The 19,787-nt window shown below is 68.9% G+C and carries 25 protein-coding genes; 17 read left to right on the forward strand and 8 right to left on the reverse strand.

Going from position 1 to position 19,787, the window contains the following annotated elements:
• Position 1 precedes the first annotated feature (1 nt).
• The 9 genes from treY (at position 2) to HD599_RS10050 (ending at position 10,047) form a co-directional block, all read left to right on the forward strand.
• Positions 2–2,332 carry a malto-oligosyltrehalose synthase gene (gene treY / locus HD599_RS10010; RefSeq protein ID WP_184236791.1) on the forward strand — a complete coding sequence of 777 codons (2,331 nt, stop codon included), beginning with the start codon at positions 2–4 and terminating at the stop codon, positions 2,330–2,332.
• A gap of 3 nt (positions 2,333–2,335) precedes the next feature.
• Positions 2,336–4,066: a malto-oligosyltrehalose trehalohydrolase gene (gene treZ / locus HD599_RS10015; RefSeq protein ID WP_184236793.1), complete on the forward strand. Its 1,731-nt coding sequence runs from the start codon at positions 2,336–2,338 to the stop codon at positions 4,064–4,066.
• Positions 4,067–4,208: 142 nt separating this feature from the next.
• Complete coding sequence (locus tag HD599_RS10020) at positions 4,209–4,757, forward strand: YceI family protein (protein ID WP_184236796.1); 549 nt, start codon at positions 4,209–4,211, stop codon at positions 4,755–4,757.
• A 92-nt stretch (positions 4,758–4,849) separates the two neighbouring features.
• On the forward strand, positions 4,850–5,977 hold the full coding sequence (locus HD599_RS10025) for an Rv2578c family radical SAM protein (RefSeq protein ID WP_184236799.1): 1,128 nt from the start codon (positions 4,850–4,852) through the stop codon (positions 5,975–5,977).
• A 103-nt stretch (positions 5,978–6,080) separates the two neighbouring features.
• Positions 6,081–6,665 carry a TIGR03086 family metal-binding protein gene (locus HD599_RS10030; RefSeq protein WP_343062001.1) on the forward strand — a complete coding sequence of 195 codons (585 nt, stop codon included), beginning with the start codon at positions 6,081–6,083 and terminating at the stop codon, positions 6,663–6,665.
• A gap of 457 nt (positions 6,666–7,122) precedes the next feature.
• Positions 7,123–7,452, forward strand: a complete 330-nt coding sequence (locus HD599_RS10035) for a DUF7882 family protein (protein ID WP_184236804.1) — start codon at positions 7,123–7,125, stop codon at positions 7,450–7,452.
• A 139-nt stretch (positions 7,453–7,591) separates the two neighbouring features.
• Positions 7,592–7,819, forward strand: a complete 228-nt coding sequence (locus HD599_RS10040) for a hypothetical protein (protein ID WP_184236807.1) — start codon at positions 7,592–7,594, stop codon at positions 7,817–7,819.
• A gap of 54 nt (positions 7,820–7,873) precedes the next feature.
• A complete protein-coding gene (locus tag HD599_RS10045; protein ID WP_184236810.1) occupies positions 7,874–9,577 on the forward strand; it encodes a long-chain-fatty-acid--CoA ligase in 1,704 nt (567 codons plus the stop codon).
• A gap of 2 nt (positions 9,578–9,579) precedes the next feature.
• Positions 9,580–10,047 (forward strand): hypothetical protein, encoded by a 468-nt coding sequence (locus tag HD599_RS10050; protein ID WP_184236813.1) that lies wholly within the window; start codon positions 9,580–9,582, stop codon positions 10,045–10,047.
• 3 nt (positions 10,048–10,050) lie between these two features.
• Here the strand turns inward: HD599_RS10050 and HD599_RS10055 are convergent, their stop codons facing one another.
• The 4 genes from HD599_RS10055 to HD599_RS10070 are packed head-to-tail and all read right to left on the reverse strand — an operon-like array spanning position 10,051 to position 12,199.
• Positions 10,051–10,563 (reverse strand): PaaI family thioesterase, encoded by a 513-nt coding sequence (locus HD599_RS10055; RefSeq protein ID WP_184236816.1) that lies wholly within the window; start codon positions 10,561–10,563, stop codon positions 10,051–10,053.
• 15 nt (positions 10,564–10,578) lie between these two features.
• A complete protein-coding gene (locus HD599_RS10060; RefSeq protein WP_184236820.1) occupies positions 10,579–11,415 on the reverse strand; it encodes a DUF3097 family protein in 837 nt (278 codons plus the stop codon).
• A gap of 4 nt (positions 11,416–11,419) precedes the next feature.
• Positions 11,420–11,713, reverse strand: a complete 294-nt coding sequence (locus HD599_RS10065) for a hypothetical protein (protein ID WP_184236824.1) — start codon at positions 11,711–11,713, stop codon at positions 11,420–11,422.
• A gap of 24 nt (positions 11,714–11,737) precedes the next feature.
• Positions 11,738–12,199: a VanZ family protein gene (locus tag HD599_RS10070; RefSeq protein WP_184236827.1), complete on the reverse strand. Its 462-nt coding sequence runs from the start codon at positions 12,197–12,199 to the stop codon at positions 11,738–11,740.
• 104 nt (positions 12,200–12,303) lie between these two features.
• Here HD599_RS10070 and HD599_RS10075 point away from each other — a divergent pair, with 104 nt between their 5' ends.
• Entirely contained in the window at positions 12,304–12,597 is a 294-nt protein-coding gene (locus HD599_RS10075) for a GNAT family N-acetyltransferase (RefSeq protein ID WP_184236830.1), read from the forward strand.
• Here the strand turns inward: HD599_RS10075 and HD599_RS10080 are convergent.
• Positions 12,594–14,099 (reverse strand): DUF7059 domain-containing protein, encoded by a 1,506-nt coding sequence (locus tag HD599_RS10080; RefSeq protein WP_343062002.1) that lies wholly within the window; start codon positions 14,097–14,099, stop codon positions 12,594–12,596. The two genes, HD599_RS10075 and HD599_RS10080, sit on opposite strands and share 4 nt — an antisense overlap.
• A 166-nt stretch (positions 14,100–14,265) precedes the next feature.
• On the opposite strand from HD599_RS10080, the gene HD599_RS10085 reads away from it, so the two are divergent.
• The gene (locus HD599_RS10085; RefSeq protein WP_184236836.1) at positions 14,266–14,598 is read left to right on the forward strand and encodes a hypothetical protein; all 333 of its coding nucleotides are present in this window, start codon (positions 14,266–14,268) and stop codon (positions 14,596–14,598) included.
• A 7-nt stretch (positions 14,599–14,605) separates the two neighbouring features.
• Here HD599_RS10085 and HD599_RS10090 read toward each other — a convergent pair whose 3' ends face one another.
• Positions 14,606–14,908 (reverse strand): DUF7882 family protein, encoded by a 303-nt coding sequence (locus HD599_RS10090; RefSeq protein WP_184236839.1) that lies wholly within the window; start codon positions 14,906–14,908, stop codon positions 14,606–14,608.
• Between the two features lie 226 nt (positions 14,909–15,134).
• Between HD599_RS10090 and HD599_RS10095 the strand changes: the two genes are divergently transcribed.
• The 6 genes from HD599_RS10095 to HD599_RS10120 all read left to right on the forward strand — a co-directional run bounded on the left by HD599_RS10095 (position 15,135) and on the right by HD599_RS10120 (position 18,586).
• On the forward strand, positions 15,135–15,776 hold the full coding sequence (locus HD599_RS10095; RefSeq protein WP_184236841.1) for a TetR-like C-terminal domain-containing protein: 642 nt from the start codon (positions 15,135–15,137) through the stop codon (positions 15,774–15,776).
• Positions 15,777–15,842: 66 nt separating this feature from the next.
• The gene (locus tag HD599_RS10100) at positions 15,843–16,337 is read left to right on the forward strand and encodes an FBP domain-containing protein (protein ID WP_184236844.1); all 495 of its coding nucleotides are present in this window, start codon (positions 15,843–15,845) and stop codon (positions 16,335–16,337) included.
• Positions 16,338–16,340: 3 nt separating this feature from the next.
• Positions 16,341–16,844 carry a metallophosphoesterase family protein gene (locus HD599_RS10105; RefSeq protein WP_184236847.1) on the forward strand — a complete coding sequence of 168 codons (504 nt, stop codon included), beginning with the start codon at positions 16,341–16,343 and terminating at the stop codon, positions 16,842–16,844.
• A gap of 39 nt (positions 16,845–16,883) precedes the next feature.
• Entirely contained in the window at positions 16,884–17,366 is a 483-nt protein-coding gene (locus tag HD599_RS10110; protein WP_184236850.1) for a pyridoxamine 5'-phosphate oxidase family protein, read from the forward strand.
• Positions 17,367–17,377: 11 nt separating this feature from the next.
• Positions 17,378–18,133 (forward strand): VOC family protein, encoded by a 756-nt coding sequence (locus tag HD599_RS10115; protein WP_184236853.1) that lies wholly within the window; start codon positions 17,378–17,380, stop codon positions 18,131–18,133.
• An 18-nt stretch (positions 18,134–18,151) separates the two neighbouring features.
• On the forward strand, positions 18,152–18,586 hold the full coding sequence (locus HD599_RS10120; RefSeq protein WP_184236856.1) for a YdeI/OmpD-associated family protein: 435 nt from the start codon (positions 18,152–18,154) through the stop codon (positions 18,584–18,586).
• An 8-nt stretch (positions 18,587–18,594) separates the two neighbouring features.
• On the opposite strand, the gene HD599_RS10125 is transcribed toward HD599_RS10120, so the two are convergent.
• Entirely contained in the window at positions 18,595–18,972 is a 378-nt protein-coding gene (locus HD599_RS10125) for a VOC family protein (protein WP_184236859.1), read from the reverse strand.
• 61 nt (positions 18,973–19,033) lie between these two features.
• Positions 19,034–19,783, reverse strand: coding sequence for a membrane protein insertase YidC (gene yidC / locus HD599_RS10130; RefSeq protein WP_184236862.1), 750 nt, complete (start codon positions 19,781–19,783; stop codon positions 19,034–19,036).
• Between the last annotated feature and the right edge of the window lie 4 nt (positions 19,784–19,787).

Consider the following 19,787-nt stretch of genomic DNA (forward strand, 5'->3'; position numbering starts at 1 on the left):
CATGCCCGACATCACCCCCCTCCCCGTCTCCACCTACCGGCTGCAGATCACCGCGGACTTCACGCTGTTCCACGCCGCCGAACTCGTCGACTACGTCAGCTCCCTCGGCGTGGACTGGGTGTACATCTCGCCGATCCTTCGGTCGGCCGACGGTTCCGACCACGGCTACGACGTCGTCGACAACTCGATCATCGACCCCGCACGCGGTGGAGCCGAGGGCCTCGCCGCGCTGTCGGACGCCTGCCACAGCGCCGGCCTCGGGCTGCTCGTCGACATCGTGCCCAACCACCTCGGCGTCGCCGACGCCACGCAGAACGCGTGGTGGTGGGACGTGCTCGAGAAGGGCCGCGACTCGCGCTACGCCGAGGCGTTCGACATCGACTGGGACTTCGGCGGCGGCAAGCTGCGCATCCCCGTGCTGGGAGACGGGCCGACCGCGCTCGACGACCTCACGATCGTCGGCGACGAACTGCACTACTTCGAGAACCGCTACCCGATCGCGCCCGGCACCGCCGACGACGGCGCCTCCCCCGCCGAGGTGCACGACCGCCAGAACTACGAGCTGATCAACTGGCGCCGTGCCGACTCCGAGCTGAACTACCGCCGCTTCTTCGCCGTCAACACCCTCGCCGGTGTGCGCGTCGAGGTGCCGTGGGTGTTCGAGGAGTCGCACGCCGAGATCCTGCGGTGGATCCGCGAGGGCCTCGCCGACGGCCTCCGCGTGGACCACCCCGACGGACTCGCCGACCCCGGCGGATACCTCGACACTCTCGCCGCGGCGACCGGCGGCACCTACGTGCTCGTCGAGAAGATCCTCGAGGGCGACGAGCGCCTCCCCGCTTTCTGGGCCGCCGCCGGCACCACCGGCTACGACGCCCTCGCCGACATCGACCGCGTGCTCGTCGACCGTTTCGGCCGCAAGCGCCTGGACGCCATCGACACTGCCCTACGCGAGCGTGTGCAGCCGGTCGAGTGGAAGACGCTCATCCACGGCACGAAGCGCGGCATCGCCGACGGCATCCTCAACTCCGAGGTGCAGCGGCTGGCCCGCGAATACCACGCGACCCGCCCGCGCGACGAGAAGGACCTCGTGCCCGACGCCGTCGCCGAACTGCTGGCCTGCTTCCCGGTCTACCGCTCCTACCTGCCGAGCGGCGCCGAGCACCTCGAGGAGGCCGCGGAGCTCGCCCGCCGTCACCGTCCCGAGCTCGCCGCGACGATCGACGAGATCCTCCCCGTCCTGCTCGACCCGGCCGAGCCGATGGCCGTGCGCTTCCAGCAGACCTCGGGCATGGTGATGGCGAAGGGCGTGGAAGACACCGCGTTCTACCGCTACTCGCGTCTCGGTTCGCTCACCGAGGTGGGCGCCGACCCCGAGGAATTCAGCATCGGGGTGCCCGAGTTCCACAGCCGCCAGGCCGACCGCCAGGCCACCCTGCCCGGCTCGATGACCACGCTCTCGACCCACGACACCAAGCGCGGCGAAGACACCCGCACCCGCATCACCGTGCTCTCCGAAGTGCCCGACCGCTGGGAGACCGTGCTCGGCACCCTGCGCGAGCTCGCCCCGCTCGGCGACGGACCGCTCGAGAACCTCCTCTGGGAGGCGACCATCGGCGCGTGGCCGGTGAGCGCGGAACGCCTGCACAACTACGCCGAGAAGGCGTCGCGCGAGGCGGGCAACTCCACCAACTGGCTCGACCCGGACGAAGAGTTCGAGAAGCGCATGCACGCGGTCATCGACGCCGCATTCGATGACTCGCGTGTCACCACGGTGATCGAGGACTTCGTCGCAGAGATCGCTCAGGCCGGCTGGTCGAACTCGCTCTCGGCCAAGCTCATCCAGCTGACCGCGCCGGGCGTGCCCGACGTCTACCAGGGCAGCGAGCTGTGGGAGACCAGCCTGGTCGACCCCGACAACCGCCGCCCGGTCGACTACGACATCCGCCGCCTCTACCTCGCGGCCGTCGACGCCGGAGCGCACCCCGAGATCGACGAGACCGGCGCCGCCAAGCTTCTCGTCACGGCGAACGCCCTGCGACTGCGCCGCGACCGCCCCGAGCTGTTCACCCGCTACGCGCCGCTCGAGGCCATGGGCGAGAAGAGCGCCCACGCGATCATCTTCGACCGCGGCGGCGCCGTCACCATCGCCACGCGCCTCCCCGTCGGCCTCGCCGCGAGCGGCGGGTGGGACGACGCCAGCGTCATGCTGCCCGGCCACGAGCTCGTCGACGTCATCAGCGGACGCCGCTACCCGGGCGGCAACCTGCCGCTCGCCGACCTCTTGCACAAGTACCCGGTCGCGTTGCTCGCACCGGTCATCGAAGGATAGAAAATGACCGACTACCGCGTGTGGGCCCCGACAGCCTCGAGCGTCGAACTCCACGTCGGCGACCAGGTCGTCGCCCTCGAATCCACCACCGGCGGCAACTGGCAGGTGCCCGCGGGCACCGAGGTCCCCACCGCTGCGGGGACCCGCTATTTCTATACGGTGGATGGCGCAGCCGACGAACTGCCCGACCCGCGCTCGCGCCGCCAGCCCGACGGCGTCCACGCGGCGAGCGCCGTCGACGACCCGGCGGCCTTCGCCTGGACCGACGGCGCCTGGACCGGCCGCCAGCTCGCGGGCGGCGTGATCTACGAGCTCCACATCGGCACCTTCACCCCCGAGGGCACCCTCGACTCCGCGATCGACCGTCTCGACCACCTCGTCGAGCTCGGCATCGACTTCGTCGAGGTGCTGCCGGTCAACGCGTTCAACGGCACGCACAACTGGGGCTACGACGGCGTGCTCTGGTACGCGGTGCAGGAGACCTACGGCGGACCGGAGGCGTACCGTCGCTTCGTCGACGCGTGCCACGCTCGCGGGCTCGCCGTGATCCAGGACGTGGTCTACAACCACCTCGGCCCGAGCGGCAACTACCTGCCGAAGTTCGGACCGTACCTGCACGAGGCGAGCGCCAACACCTGGGGTTCCTCGGTCAACCTCGACGAGGTCGAGGTGCGCCGCTACGTGCTCGACAACGTCGCCATGTGGCTGACGGACTTCCACGTCGACGGCCTGCGCCTCGACGCGGTGCACGCCCTCGTCGACGAGTCGACCCCGCACATCCTGCAGGAGATGGCCGAAGAGACCGACGCTCTCAGCGCCCACCTCGGACGCCCGCTCACGCTGATCGCGGAGAGCGACATGAACGACGCCTCGATCGTCGCACCCCGGGAGGCGACCGGCTACGGCCTCGACGCCCAGTGGAGCGACGACTACCACCACGCCCTGCACGTGGCGCTCACCGGCGAGACGACCGGCTACTACGCCGACTTCGCCTCGCTGGGCGCCCTCGCCAAGGTCTCCACCGGCGGCTTCTTCCACGACGGCACCTACTCGTCGTTCCGCGAACGCGACCACGGCCACCCCATCGACCCCGTCACCCCCACCTGGCGGCTCGTCACCTTCTCGCAGGATCACGACCAGATCGGCAACCGCGCCGCCGGCGACCGGCTCACGGCGACGCTCGGCTACGGCCAGCTCGCCGTCGGCGCCGTGCTCACCGTGCTCAGCCCGTTCACCCCGATGCTGTTCATGGGCGAGGAGTGGGGGGCCACCACGCCGTGGCAGTTCTTCACCTCGCACCCCGAGCCCGACCTGGGCAAGGCCACCGCCGAGGGCCGCATCGCCGAGTTCGCGGCCATGGGCTGGGATCCGGACTCCGTGCCCGACCCGCAGGACCCGCAGACCTTCGAGAACTCCAAGCTCGACTGGTCCGAGCTGGCCGGAGTCGACCACGCCCGCCTGCTGGCGCTCTACCGCGAGCTCATCGCCCTCCGTCACACCCTCCCCGCACTCACGCACCCGAGCTTCGAGCGCCTGCGCGCCTCCTACGACGACGAGTCGCGCTGGTTCCGGCTCGAGCGCGACGACGTGTCGGTGGTCGCCAACTTCGGCGACCAGGAGCTCGCGCTGCCGGTGCTGTCCGGCAGCGTCATCCTGAGTACGGATGCCGCGGCCGACCTCTCCGGCACGACGCTGACGCTCCCGGCGCACTCCGCCGTGGTGCTCCAGCACTGACGCCGTTCCCCGCCGACAGTTAATTTAGTTGTCGCTGAAAGTTTTTTGCCGGATCGGGAATAGCTTCCAGGTCCATACGCTTGAATGAAACTATGGGCACCGCCGTGCTCGATATTTCTCTTATCTTCACTGGAGTACACACATGACTATCGACGTAGCCACCATCCCCGCCGGAACCTGGACCCTCGACCCCACGCACTCGGACATCACCTTCTCCGTGCGTCACCTCGCCATCTCCAAGGTGCGCGGCTCGTTCGAGAAGTTCGACGTCACCGTCGTCACCACCGAGAACCCCGCCGACACCAAGATCACCGCTTCGGTCGACGTCGCCTCGGTCAACACCAACCAGGCCGACCGCGACGGCCACCTCAAGACGAGCGACTTCTTCCTCGTCGAAGAATTCCCCACGATGGACTTCGCTTCCACCGGCGTCCGCGTCGAGGACGACACCTTCTTCGTCGACGGCGACCTCACGCTCCGTGGCGTCACCAAGGCAGTCACCCTCAAGGGCGAGCTCGGCGGCATCATCACCGACGGCTACGGCCAGACCAAGCTCGGCGCTTCGGCCTCGACCAAGATCAACCGCCTCGACTACGGCGTCAACTGGAACGCAGCGCTCGAGGCCGGCGGCCTCACGCTCGGCAACGACGTCACCATCAACTTCGAGATCCAGGTCGTTCTCCAGCCGTAAGTCTCACCGCACCACAGCCGTCAGATACCCACGCGGCACTTGCGCCCTCATTCGAACATGTGTTCGAATGAGGGCGTGAGGCGGTTAATGGGATGAGATGGGCCAACCAGGCGATCAGCACCGAACAGAGCAACTCTCTGACGGGGCTGGCCAAACTGAGCAACGTGGTGCGCAGCGTGCAGACGCCGGAGTTCGCGGGCATCACCTTCCACGAGGTGCTGGCGAAGACCGCGCTCAACCACGTACCGGGGGCGAGCAACGCCATGCCGTTCGCGTGGACGATCAACCCGTACCGCGGGTGCAGCCACTCCTGCGTGTACTGCTTCGCCCGCAACACGCACACCTACCTCGAGTTCGACGCGGGTCGTGACTTCGACAACGAGATCATCGTCAAGATCAACGTCGCCGAGGTCGTGGCGAAAGAACTCCGTACCAAGCGCGACCGCGTGCCGGTGGTCGCCCTCGGCACCAACACCGACCCGTACCAGCGGGCCGAGGGCCGTTACCGGCTGATGCCGGGCATCATCGCCGCCCTCGCCGAGGCCGAGACTCCCTTCTCGATCCTCACCAAGGGCACGCTTCTGCGCCGCGACCTTCCGCTGCTGGTCGAGGCGAACAAGCGGGTGCCCGTGTCGCTGGCCATGTCGATCGCGATCTTCGACGACGACCTGCAGCAGTCCGTCGAACCCGGAACCCCCACCGCCAAGGCACGGCTCGCGACGGTCACCGCGGTGCGCGAGGCCGGTCTCGACTGCTCGGTGTTCATGATGCCGATCCTCCCCCACCTCACGGACACCAACGCCCACCTCGACGAGGCGCTACGGCAGATCAAGGCCGCCGGCGCCACGAGCGTGCTGTACACCGCGATGCACCTGCGCCCCGGCACCAAGGAGTGGTTCATGCTCTGGCTCGAACGCGAGCACCCCGACCTCGTCGAGAAGTACCGCTACATGTACTACGGGGTCAACTCCTACGCGCCCAAGGAGTACCGAAAGTGGTTGGCCGCGAAGATCCAGCCGCTGATCCGCAAGCACGGTCTCACCCGCGGCCACGAAGACCCGACGACGGGCGGGGTCGCCGCCGCACCCGTCCGTTCGTTCGGCTACAGCCAGAGCAAGACCGATGCGAGGGGCGAGCGGATGCCGCTGTCCCCACTGATCGCGGAGGAGCTGCCACCCACCGCGGCCATCGCCGCGATCGGCGCGCCCACACTGTTCTGAGGCGGCATCCGCCCTAGCCACACCCGCGCTTTCTTCGCCATGCTGGAATGAACCGGCACCGCGACAGCGTTGACCCATGCACGGCAACACGAGGGAGCAGACCGTGACGAACACGAACGCGACGACCACAGATTTCGACTGGGTGGCACTGCAGCACCGCGCGCACCAGGAATTCGCGAAGCGCATCGCCGCGGTCGACGACTGGTCGGGCCCGACTCCCGACACCGACTGGACGGTCCGCGACCTCGTGGCGCACGTCGTCGAAGAGCAGCAGTGGGTTCCGCACCTGCTGGCCGGCCGCTCGATCGCGCAGGCGAAAGCGAGCATCGAGACCCTGCGCGACGACCTGGCCGAAGAATGGGCCCTGTACTCGCTGGCCGCGTCCGCCGCGTGGAAGAGCACGCCGGCGGACGCCAACGTGCAGCTCTCCTACGACACCGTCACGGTCGAGGCGTACCTGCGCGAGCAGGTGGCCGACGTCACTATCCACGCGTGGGATCTCGCCCGGGCCGTGGGCGCCGACGAGACGCTCGACGACGAGCTCGTGCGCGCGGTGTGGACGGTATTCGAACCGCAGCGCGACGCGCTCGAGGCCAGCGGCCTGTTCGCGTCGCCCGTGCCCGTCGCCGACGACGCCCCGCTGCAGTCACGTCTGCTCGCCATCACGGGCCGCGACGACCGCCGCTAGCGCTATAAGCCGGTTTGCCCGGCTCTACAATCCCTGTCGCCCATAACGACCGGGTGCTTACCATGTGCAGGCATTCTGCTCGCGCGAGGAGGCACGTAGTGAAGGTGGAACAGGACCGACGTCCGATCGCCGTCGACATTCGACTCGACGCACTCTCCGGTACCGAATGGCGAGTCTGCGACAGGAGGGTAGCGGAAAGCGACCACCTGTCTATACTCGGATTCATAGAGTTGAGGAATGGACACTTCGAGGTGACCGCGATGAGTTCGCCCGGGGACCGAGTGATTTTCGATTCGATGGGAGAAGCCCGACAATCGTTCGCGTCGCAGGATGCGACGCTTATTCACAGGGAACAGACTGTGGTCTAGTCTTCATTTCTATACGCGTACCACCCAGTGCGACGGGGCACTGGGCGACTCTCCCGCCCGAGGGGAGAGCACGAACAATGGAAGTGGATATGGGCAAAATACTGTACGGCGAATCAGGCATCGAAGTGGTTTTCGACGACAGGGCGATGGCGCATCTGCAATTGGTCATCGGCGCCAAGCTGCGTCGTCGTGAGAGCTTCTTCTTCTCCTGGAAAGACGATGCGAGCGTCGGCGACGGGCGCAGCAGTATCTGGCTCGACTCCTCGATCCCGCTCTACTTCCGCTACTCGGGCAGCAAGCCCGTCACCATCAACCGCGAATGGCTCGACATCCTCACGCTCTCCGCCCACACCGCACAGGGTCTCCAGTTCACCGGCGAACCGAACGGCGACACCCCGGCGCCGCGGTCGCAGGTCTGACGCCGCCGCGGGCCTGATCCGCCGCAGCCCTAGCAGGGGTCGCGCACGCGGGCTAGCAGGCAAACGTACAGGTCGATATTTGGTTCACTGGGGTGTCCCCCGTTCGAGGGATCACACCCAGAATTGGACCAGAATCACCATGGTGCTCATCTCTCCGAGCCGTCGGCCCCACTCCACCTCCCCCGTCAGCATCGCGATGGTCGACGACGACCTGCTCAGCGTGCTCACCCCCAACGAAACCCTCGGTTTCGTGCACCGTGTCGGGCCGGTCTTCGTCGCCCTCCGCGGTTCCGACCTCGCCCACGCGGTCGAAGTCGGGCAGTCGCTCTCGCGCGAAAGAGCGATCGAACTGGTGCAGAGCGCCTAGCCATTCGGGAGTCGTTCGCATCGTGCGCACGGTGTGAACAATAGAGTGGAGGTCGTGACCGACTACACGCCTCGCCCTTGGCTGGCCAGCTACGCCCCCGGAGTCCCCCACGAGATCGAGCTGCCCGAGGGCTCTCTGTACGACCTCGTGAAGCACTCCGTCGACGAATTCGGCGAGAACGTGGCGCTCGAATTCTTCGGCGCGACCACCACCTACGCCCGACTCGGCGAGCAGATCAACCGCGCGGCCGAGGGCCTCCGCAAGCTCGGCGTGAAGAAGGGCGACCCCGTCGCCCTCGTGCTTCCCAACGCCCCGCAGCACATCGTGGCGTTCTACGCGGTGCTGCGGCTCGGCGCGATCGTGGTCGAGCACAACCCGCTCTACACGCCGCGCGAACTCCGCCACCAGTTCGAAGACCACGGCGCCAAGTTCGTCATCGCCTGGAACAAGGTGGTCGAGACGATCCAGGCTTTCCCCGAGGATGTCGCGGTGGACACCATCGTCTCCGTGGACATCACCCGCGCCATGCCCCTGCTCACGCGCACGATGCTCCGTCTGCCGATCTCGAAGGCGCGTGAGTCGCGCGCGGCCCTGACCACTTCCGTGCGGAACACCGTCCTCTGGAAGGACCTCGTCGCGAACAAGCCGATCGCCGACTCCGTGCCGCGACCCGGCGCCGACGATGTCGCGCTGCTGCAGTACACGAGCGGCACCACGGGCACCCCGAAGGGCGCCACACTGAGCCACGTGAACCTCACCACGAACGCCGCGCAGTCGCGCGCCTGGGTGCCGACGATCCCCCGCGGCACCGCCGTCGTCTACGCGGTGCTCCCGATGTTCCACGCCTACGGGCTCACGCTCTGCCTCACCTTCGCGATGAGCATGGGGTCCCGGCTCGTGCTGTTCCCGAAGTTCGACCCCGACCTCGTGCTCGCCGTCGCGAAGAAGCGTCCGGCCACGTTCCTGCCCGCGGTCCCCCCGATCTACGAGCGGCTCGCGAAGGCCGCGAAGGACAAGGGCGTCTCGCTCCAGGGCATCCAGATCGCCATCTCCGGCGCCATGCCGCTCTCCGCGGCCGTCGTCGAGCCGTGGGAGGCCGAGACCGGCGGGTACCTCGTCGAGGGCTACGGCCTCTCCGAGACGTCGCCCGTGCTGATGGCGAACCCCGTCGGCCCGACGCGTCGCGCCGGCACCGTCGGACTCCCGCTGCCCAACACCGAGGTGCGTGTCGTCGACCCCGAGAACCCCACGGTCGACCGCGCCCCGGGCGAGTCGGGCGAGCTCATCGTGCGCGGCCCCCAGGTGTTCAGCGGCTACTGGCGCAAGCCCGAGGAGAGCGCGGCGGTCTTCGTCGAGTCGACCGACGACGGCGCCCACTGGTTCCGCACCGGCGACATCGTGCGCATCGACGAGGACGGTTTCGTCAGCATCGTCGACCGCATCAAGGAACTGATCATCACCGGCGGGTTCAACGTCGCACCGAGCGAGGTCGAAGAGTGCCTCCGCGGGTTCCCGGGCATCGCCGACGCCGCCGTCGTCGGTCTGCCCGACGCCCACTCCGGCGAGGCTGTCGTCGCCGCGGTCGTGCTCGACGCCGGCGCCACGCTCGACGAGGACGGCGTGCGCGCCCACGTGCGCGCCAACCTCACGCCCTACAAGGTGCCCAAGCGCTTCGTCGTCGTGGAAGAACTGCCCAAGTCGCTCATCGGCAAGGTGCTGCGACGCCAGGTGCGCGACACGCTGCTCGCCGGAGACTGACCGTGACGCAACCACGCGTGATCGGCCGCACGCCGAGCGAACGGTCGGCCCGCTACCTGCGCTGGTCGCTCGGGCCGTTCCTCGCGGGGTTCTCGGCCGCCGTGCTGAGCCCGCTGACCTCGGGCGCCGTCGAGACCGTGCTGTCGCTCGTCGCCCCGGTGCTGCTCGTACTCGCGCTGCTGCTGGTCGGCATCGCCGTGACCCAGACCACCCGGCGCCCAGAGCTGGTCTGGATCGTCGTGGGGATCCTGGTCTTCTGGGTGGTCAACAGTTCGCTCTACCTCCACCTCGTCGACCTCGCAAACAACTCGCTCGACGACGTGCCGAGCGAGGAGGCCATCGCGCTGCTCTCCACCCTGTTCACCGCCGGCGTCGGGGCGCTGGTGGCGGCCGCGCTCATCGTGATCGTGGGCTGGGTGGTGCGCCCCGGCCGCTGGCTCGCGCTGAACGGGCCGGGCGGCCAGTCGTAGCAGTCAGGCGCCAGGGATCGGGAAGACCAGCAGCGTGCTGCTCGCCGTCGCCACGACGCGGTTCTCGCTGTCGGTGACCACGGCCTCCGCGAAGGCGATCCGCGACCCCGGCTTGACCACGGTGCCGACCACGGTCAGCGGGCCCGTCGTCGCGCTCACCGCGCGCAGGTAGCTGACCTTGATCTCGAGCGAGGTGTACCCGGTGCCGGCCGGCAGGGTCGATTGCACGGCACACCCGGCGGCCGAGTCGAGTGCGGTGCAGACGAAACCCCCGTGCACGGCTCCGATCGGGTTGTAGTGCGATTCGTCGGGCTGGCAGGTAAAGGTCGCGCTGCCGCGCTCCACCGACACGAGCGTCATGCTCATCAGTGTGACGATGGGCGGCGGCGGAATCTCCCCGTCGATCATCGCCTGCAGATAGTCGAGTCCCGGCATCGTGGTCGCCTTGGTGGCGCCGATCATCGGGTCGTCCCACTCGATGGTGCGACTACGGACGACGTCGTTCTGTGCGGTCATGACCCCAGTGTGCAACTACCCCGGAGCGGTGACGAAATCGATGAGTTCTTCGACTCTTCCGAGCAGCACGGGCTCGAGATCGTTGTAGGAATTCACCTGACCGAGGATGCGCTTCCACGCCCGGGCGATGTCGGCCTGGTCCGCGTGCGGCCAGCCGAGCGCCTCGCAGATACCGTGCTTCCACTCGGTACCTCGCGGGATCACGGGCCACTCGCGCAGTCCGAGCCTGGCCGGTTTCACCGCCTGCCAGATGTCGATGAACGGGTGCCCCACCACGAGCACGTGCGCACCGTGCGGCCCGCGCGCCACGGCGTCGGCGATGCGGCTCTCCTTCGAGTGGGGAACCAGGTGGTCGACGAGCACCCCGAGCCTGCGGGTCTTTCCCGGGCCGAACTCGGCGACGAGCCCGACGAGGTCGTCGACACCCTCGAGGTACTCGACGACGACGCCCTCGACGCGCAGGTCGTCGCCCCAGACGCGCTCGACGAGTTCCGCATCGTGGCGGCCCTCGACGTAGATCCTGCTCGGGAGCGCGACGCGGGCCGCGGCATCCGCCACTCTGAAGGAGCCGGAGGCGGTCCTGACCGGCCCCGCCATTTTCTTCGCCGGCGGGCCGAGGGTGACACGCTGGCCGTCGACGAGGAATCCGCCGCCGAGGGGGAAGGCCCGGATCTTGCCGTGGCGGTCTTCCAGCTCGACGCTGCTGCTCTCGATACGCACGATGGCGCCGACGAATCCGGTGGCGGCGTGTTCGAGCACGAGGTCGCGCTCGGCGGCCACGGTGGGTGCTGCGCTGAGCACGGGGCGTTTGGAGAACCCGGCGAGCGGGTCGCCGGCGTAGCGGTCGTGCACCGGTCTACTCCGCGTCGACGGGAGGCGCGAGGTGCAGGTACTTCTCGTGCACCTGGGCGCTGGTGTGGCCGTCGGTGCCGTCGAGGTGGGTCTGCGGGGAATCGAACTCGACGACCCAGATGCGGGTCGGGCCGCCCGAGTTGGTGACGCGCTGGATGGCGGCGCCGCCGGTGCCGACGATGATGCCGCTCGGCTCGTCGGGCCACGGGGAGGGGTCGTCGGCGGAGACCGATTCGACGTACACCTGGGCGCCGATGCCGAAGTCGTGGGTGGAACCGGGGCCTGATGCGGTCGTCATGACCCCATTGTCGCCCACACCTCGCTAGACGCCGGCCTGACGTGCCGTGCGTGCCTGCGTCCGTCGGTCACGGACGGCGGCGGGCCAGGTGATCACGAGCGCGCCGAGCACGCCGATGCAGGTTCCGAGCGTGTTGGAGGCGAGGTCGCGGGGGTCGGAGACGCGGTCGGGCAGCCAGACGCTCTGGGCGAGTTCGATCCAGCAGGAGGCGAGCAGACCGACGACGATCGCGGCCCACCAGCGGCGGCGACCGAGCAGGAGGACGACGAAGACCCCCATCGGCATAAAGAGCACGATGTTCGCGATGAACTCGGCGCGGTCCCAGGTCACCCAGTCGGTCGAGTCGTAGCGCTGGAAGAGGTCGACGAGACGGCCGAGCAGCGAGAACGCCCGCTCGCTGTTCGCGGAGGGCGTCAGAGTCACCCAGGCGAGCCCTGCGAGGTACACCACCGTCAGCAAGCTGAGGAGGGGGTGGCGGCGGAACACTCGAAGATCTTCTCAGGTGTGCCTCCGCGCAAAGTGGGAGAACCCCGGGTGCGGCATGTGAGCGAGCCGCTGCTTTTTGCGCGGCCGGACGGCAGGATAGAACCATGACGGAACCCGTGATCAACCAGGTTGCCGAGCGCAACAGATTCACCCTCAGTATCGGCGACGAGGTGATCGGCAAGGCGCTCTACACCGACGCCGACGGCCGACGCACGTTCGTGCACACCGAGGTCGACCCGGCACACGAGGGTCACGGCTACGCCAGCCTGCTCATCTCGACCGCGGTCGCCGAGACCCGCGACCAGAACCTACGCATCGTGGGCCAGTGCCCCATGGTGGCGCACTGGCTCGGCAAGCATCCCGAGTACGACGAGTTCGTCGACCCCGTCGGCAGCTAGATCACCAACAGAAATCCCTCGACGACCAGGTCGCGCACGCTCGGCAACACCTCGGCGAGCAACTCGGACTCGTCCACCTCGAGCAGCTGGGCGACCGCCGAGCAGATCGCGCCGATCGGCAGTTCGCCGTCGCTCGCGCCGACCACGGCGGCGAGTGCGGTGCCGAGCGGGAACGTGCGGCCGAAACCGCCGCCCTGCCGCAGGTCCATCACCGTGGGGTGTTCGTCGCCCGGCCAGTAGTGGCGTTCCTCCGTCACGTCCCCGGCGACAGCGAACGTCGCCTGCGCGAGCGCCGCGTCGTCGAGGCCCGCGACACTGTCGTGTGCGGCCAGCGTCGCCGCGATGTGCACGCCGAGTCCGGCGGCGTTGTGGCCGAGCGGCCCGGTCAGCCGCTCCAGCCGACGAAGGGTGGGCTCGCCGGCGAGCGGACGACGCAGGGTGACGTAGCCGAAGCCCACCGCGGTGGCCCCGCGTGCCGCGAAGTCGTCGAGCCACGCGGTGTAGAGGCGGTCGAACTCTGGCGTGCGCGGCAGGATCCCGCCGTCGCGGATCCAGGTCTCGGCGTAGAGCGCCGCGTCCTGCACCTCGCGCTCCACGATCCAGGCGTCGAGACCGGTGCCGTCGAGCCACTCGTTCAGACGGTCGAATGCGTCGGCGCCGTCGCGGTACTCCCAGTTGCCGAGCAGCTGGGCGACGCCTCCCGGCACCAGGGCGGCAGCCGCGCCCGCGATGACCGACGCGACCAGGTCGTCGCCGGCGAGCCCTCCGTCGCGGTACTCGTACTCGGGCACTCCCTCGACGCGGGGCGTGATCACGAAGGGCGGGTTCGACACGATGTGGTCGACGCGCTCCCCCGCGACCGGCTCGTAGAGGCTGCCCAAACGGAACTCGATCGACGTCACCCCGTTGAGTTCGGCGTTGAACCGGGCGAGTGCGAGTGCGCGCTCGGAGATGTCGGTGGCGATGACCCGTTTGGCGTGACGGGCGGCATGCAGGGCTTGGATGCCGCAGCCGGTGCCCAGGTCGAGCACGGTATCCACGCGGGTGCCGAGCATGAGCCCGGCCAGGGTGGTCGACGCCCCGCCGACGCCGAGCACGTGGTTTTCGCCGATGGCGTGGCCGAGCGCGGCCTCGCCGAGATCGGAGGCGATCCACCAGCTGCCGGGACCGAGAGCGTCGACGAAGGCGTGCGGCCTGAGGTCGACGAGCGGCCGCACCGCGTCGCCGTCACGGACGACGAGACCGAGGGCGACGGCCCCGGCGACTCCGAGCGCGGGCAGGGCGTCGTCGAGCTGCCTCGCCCCCACCGGCAGGCCCAGGATGAAGAGGGTCGCGAGCGTGCCGGCACCCTCCGCCGCGACGAGCGCACGTCTCGCGGGTTCACGCTGGCCTCGGCGAAGGGCTGCCGCGGCATCCTCGCCCCAGAGGTCGTCGATCGCGATCGTGGTGAAGGGAGCCGCGAAGAGGTCGTCGCGTAGACGGGAGATGAGGTCGGAAGTCACTCGAGTCATTCAACCGCATGCCGCGGGTGGCCGTCGCAGTGCGCGTGCCGCAATTGTGAGCGGCGCCCCATGCCCGGTCAAGCCCCGAGTGCCGCCGTGCACGAGTGCCTACCGTTGCTGGTGGGCACGCTGGGGTTGCCCGAACCCCACCCGCAGGAGGTTCCACATGCGCCGCGTCTACTATTCGAGCGGATCCGTCCTCACCGCCGACAGCATCGCCGCCGCGGTGCTCGAGTACGCCGAAGCGCTCGCCAAAAACGGCCGCGCCGACATCGTCGCGGTGCCGGTGGTGCTCGCCTCGGGCCACGTGGGCACCGCCACACTGCTCATCGGGCCGACCAGCCAGCTGGCGAGCGTCACCGAAGAATCGGAACTGCCGTCGCCCGACGACGACCAACTTGTCGCGGACCTCCAGGATCGGTCACGCCGTCTGGGCAGCCCGAAGCCGGCAGCCCACCAGTACGCCGAGTATCTGACGGCGCACGAGGACTACGAGTAGCGGGAGGTCAGGACGCGGGCTCTTCGACGATCCGCAGGCCGCCGGGGCTGTTGGCGCTGACGGTGAGGGCTTCGAGCCAGAGCCGGTTGACGGCGGGCGGCTGTGAGGCCGGGTACTTGAAGTAGAGGGGGATCGAACGGTGCATCCAGATGCAGCTTCGTCCGTCGCCGACACCGGGCTCGTCTTTCCACGAGAACAGGAAGCCTTCGTCACGACGGAGTTTCGCCACGATCACTGCCTGAAGATGTGCGAGCACCCGGTCGTCGAATTCGATTTCCAAATTCGAGTTGCCATATACCAGCGTTCCCACGTGGCCCCCACTTCCTTGCTCTACCTCGTCGTGCAGGCGCGCAGGAACCCTGCGATACCTGACCCGAGCGTATCCCGGAATCCCCGCCAACGCGGATTGAGACCCCGGGGGTGGTGGCTGCCCAAGACCCCCGGTAGGGTTCTCCGTCGTCTCGAACGCCCCGCGAGCATGTGTACGCTGTCCACGAGATCCGCGCTTTCCGCTCGACCACCGCACAGGAGCCCCGTTGGACGCCAGCACCGCAGCCTCGAACCGCGCCACGTACCGGCACGGAGATTTGCGCCAGGCGCTGCTCGCCGCGGGTCTCGAACTGGCCCGGTCGGGCGGGCCCGACGCCGTTGTGCTGCGGGAGTCGACGCGCCAGGTGGGCGTCTCCCCCAACGCTGCCTACCGGCACTTCGCCGACCGGTTCGCCCTGCTCGCCGCTGTCTCGGCCACCGCGCAGGGCCTCGTCGCCGACGCCATGCTCGACGAGGTTCACGCGGTGACCGAGACCCCGGACGCCGCGGCCGACGCCCGCGCCCGGCTGCGGGCCGTCGGCACCGGCTACCTCCGGTTCGCCCGCGAAGAACCCGGCCTGTTCCGGACGGCGTTCTCCGTCCCCGACAATCTCGCGAATTCCGCGTCGCCGTCGAAGGCCGGCGCGGCCGGTCTCACGCCCTTCGAGGTGCTGGCCTCCGCCTTGGACGAGCTCGAGCGCGTCGGTGCGCTGCCGTCCGACCGCCGGCAGGGCAGCGAGCTGCTCGCCTGGTCGGCGGTGCACGGGCTCGGCATGCTCGTGATCGACGGCCCGCTGCGGGGGCTCACCGACGCCATGATCGACGGGGCCACCACGCGGTTGCTCGACCTGGTGGAACGCGGGCTCTGACCGGGGACGATCCACGGCCGCGGCCCGGGGTACGCTGAAATCACCGACCACGCCGACGAGGAGATCGTGAAGCCACTCAGCGAGACCGACATCCGCTCCAGCATCGTCAATGCCTCGCGTGGGGACATCGACCGGATGCCCCTCCCCGGCCTGCACGAGGTCATGTGGGACGACCGGGAATACCTCGGCTGGCGCGATCCGCAGTCGCGGCTCCGTGGCTACCTCGTGCACTGGGCGGGCGACGTGCCCGTCGGCATCGTGCTGCGTGCCTCCGAGGTCGGGCTCACCCGGGGCATCTCGGCCATGTGCGCGTTCTGCCGTACCCCGCAACCCTCGCACCAGGTCACCATGTTCACAGCCCCGCGTGCCGGCCAGGCCGGGCGCGACGGCAACACGATCGGCACCTATATCTGCGACGACCTCGCCTGCTCGCTCATGATCCGCATCCTCCCCGCCGCGCACCCGCTGAACCCCGACCCGGCCGACGTCGTCGCCGCGCGTGCCGAGGGGCTTCTCACCCGGGTGCAGAACTTCACCGCCGACATCCTGCGCACCGCCTGACCCATGCCCACCCGGTTGCTGCTGCTTGCCGACACGCACGTGCCGAAGCGCGCACGGGCGCTGTCGCCGCAGGTGTGGGCCGCGGTCGACGCGGCCGACCTCGTCGTGCACGCGGGCGACTGGGTCGAACCGCCGCTGCTCGACGAGCTCGAGGCCCGTGCGGCTCGACTCGTCGGCGTGTGGGGCAACAACGACGGCCCCGAACTGCGGCGACGGCTGCCGGAGGTCGCCCGGTTCACGGTCGACGGTCTGCGCTTCGCCGTCGTACACGAGACGGGATCCGCGGCGGGCCGGGAGGAGCGCTGCGATCACGACTACCCCGACACCGACGTCCTCGTATTCGGGCACAGTCACATCCCGTGGGACACGGTGGCCCCGGGCGGGCTGCGCCTGCTCAACCCCGGCTCCCCCACCGACCGCCGCCGCCAGCCGGTGTGCACCATGATGACGGCGACGGTGGATGCCGGGCGGCTCTCGCAGCTCACCCTCGTACCGGTCGACCGCTAGGGGCTTGCCGGGCTCCACGCCCGGTGAGACCGTGGAGGCATGACTGACGACACCGACCTCGAGACCATCCGCACGATCATCGGAGCAGCGAAGGTCGCGGTACTCACGACCACCTCCGCGTCCGGCGAGCTGCACAGCCGCCCGCTCGCCGTCCTCGACGCACCGTTCGAGGGTTCGCTCTGGTTCTTCACCGCCGACCCCAGCCCGAAGACCGACGATATCCAGGGCAACCCCGAGGTCAACGTGGCCTACGCCGACGGCAAGGGCTACCTGTCGATCGCCGGCACCGCGACCGTCGAGCACAACCCCACGCGCATCGACCAGTTGTGGACGCCGATGGCCGAGGCATGGTTCGAGCAGGGCAAGTCCGACCCCAGCGTCGCGCTGCTGCGCGTCGACGCCCGCAGCGCCGAATACTGGTCGGTCGACAAGCCGGGAGTGGTGCGCGCGTTCGAGATCGCCAAGGCCGTGATCACCAAGACCCAGCCCGACATCGGGGAAAACCGCACCGTCGCGCTCTGAGAGATACTGCCATGGAATTCCGGACCGGCCAGCCTCGCTGGGCCGACCTCGTCTCTCGGGATACAGACAGGGCCGTCGACTTCTACACCGGGCTCTTCGGCTGGCAGGCGACGGCCGCGCCATCCGAGTTCGGCGGGTACATCACCTTCAGCCGCGACGGCCATAACGTCGGCGGCCTCATGGAGAACGGGCCGGACCCCGGGGTGGACGACATCTGGACGGTCTACCTGGAGGTGGACGATGCCCGGGAGACCGCGGAGGCTGCACAGACGGAGGGCGCCGAGGTGCTCGAACTCGAGGACCTCGCCGACCTCGGCACGTGGCTCGTGATCACCGACCCGACCGGCGCCCGCGTCGGAGGCTGGCAGAACATCGCCCACACAGGGTTCGAGACGACCCGCGGGGCGGGCGCACCCGTGTGGGCAGAGGAGCACACCCGCGACTACCGCGCCGCCGTGGCCTTCTACGAGACGGTCTTCGGCTGGGAGACCGAAGTGCTGAGCGACACCGACGACTACCGCTTCACCACGCTGGGCCGCGGCGCCGACGCTGTCGCCGGCATCCAAGACGACAGCGCGACTCTCGCCGAGATCGAGCCGTCGTACTGGGAACTGTACTTCGGGGTCGCCAACGCCAACGAGACGGCGGTGCGGATCACCGAACTCGGCGGCGCACTCCTCGAACGGGTCGCCGACACCGAGTACGGCCGCATGGGTCACGCTGTCGACCCCACCGGAGCGCGGTTCGCCATATTGCAAGTGGCGTAGCTGTTGTAGCGTCTGATCATGGCGCAGTTCACCGCAACCCTGATCCAGCAGGGCACGTCCGCTACCGGCTTCGAGGTTCCCGACGAGGTGATCGCGAGCTTCAACGCCGGCAAGCGCGTCGCCGTCGTCGCGACGTTCGGCGGCCACAGCTACCGCACGACCGTGGGCCCGTACCGCGGCGCCAACATGATGCCGGTGAGTGCCGCCGTTAGGGAGGCGTCGGGCGTCTCCGCGGGTGACGAGGTGCTCGTCACCCTCGAGCTCGACGACCAGCCGCGCACCGTCGAGGTGCCGGCCGACCTGGCCGCGGCCCTCGACGCCGACCCCGCGGTGCGCGCCGCGTTCGACACGCTGTCGTACAGCAACCAGCGCGCCCACGTGCTCTCTGTCGAGGGAGCGAAGACCGACGAGACGCGGCAGCGCCGCATCGCGAAGGTCGTGGACTCCTTCTAGTCCGCGCGTTACCCCTTGAGCACCGAGAGCACGTTGCCGGCGGGGTCGCGGAACCAGGCGATGTCGGGCCCGTTGCCCCGCATGATCCCCTTGCCGTCGACGGGCATCTCCGAGCTGTCGTAGATCGTCGTCACGACGCCGCGTGCGTTGAGGTCGTCGACCGCCGACTCCACGTCGTCGACGTCGAAGTTGAGGATCGTGAACGTGGCCGGCTCGTGGTTCGGCTTGGGGTAGGCGATCACCGTCGCCCCGCTGTCCAGGTGCAGCTCGAGGATCCCCATGCCGTTCCGGCTCACGGTGAGCCCGAGCGTGTTTCCGTAGAACTCGGCTGCCGCGTCGATGTCGTCGACGGAGAAGCCGCTGAAGGCTCCGCTCGGTGTGAACATGGTGGTTCTCCTTCGCTCGATGTGGTCGGTGTCCACATCTACCCCCTTCGCGGCCGATTATCTACCCGTGCGAGGGCGCGTACCGGCGGCGCAGCAGAGCGCGCTCGACCAGCGTCCACGTGGTGGTGACGGTGAGATACAGGGTCGCGGCCAGTGGCACGATCGCGGCGAAGACGACGGTGATGAACGGCAGCCAGCTGAGGACCGCGTTCGCCCTCGTCATGGCGGGAGCCGCGTCATCCGCCATCGGTGTCGCGAACCGCAGCGCGACCCGGCGCGACGTGAACGCCACGGCCGCGATCACGAGCAGCAGCACCGCGTAGACCAGCAGATCGGTCGAGAACACCCCCGTCGTCAGCAGGTGCGACAGCGAGGTGCCGAGCGGCACCCCGAACAGGTGCTCGGTGAGCAGGTCGTTCGGGTGCCCGTTGATGGTGGGCAGGATGAACAGCCCGTAGACGACGGAGAGCACCGGGGCCTGGGCGAGCGTGGGCAGGATGCCGGCGATGGGGCTGGCTTTCTCGCTCGTGTACAGCTCCATCATCTTCTTCTGCAGCAGCTCGGGATTCTTCTTGTACTTCTTCTGGATCTCGGCGAGTCGCGGTGCGAGGCGGCGGCGGGTGAATTCGGCGCGCACCTGGGAGGCGCCGACGGGGATGAGCAGCAGTCGCAGGGCGAGCGTGATGAGCACGATGGCGACGGCGGCGCTCGCCGGGCCCGCGATCGGGTCGAGCAGGCCGGCGAGCCCGGAGACGACGGAGTAGGCCGCGTCGAGCACGGCGGCGATGGGGGCGAACGAGTAGATATCCACGAAA

Origin of the sequence: Conyzicola lurida (assembly GCF_014204935.1) — a bacterium.
In the GTDB taxonomy this organism is placed as follows: Bacteria; Actinomycetota; Actinomycetes; order Actinomycetales; family Microbacteriaceae; genus Conyzicola; species Conyzicola lurida.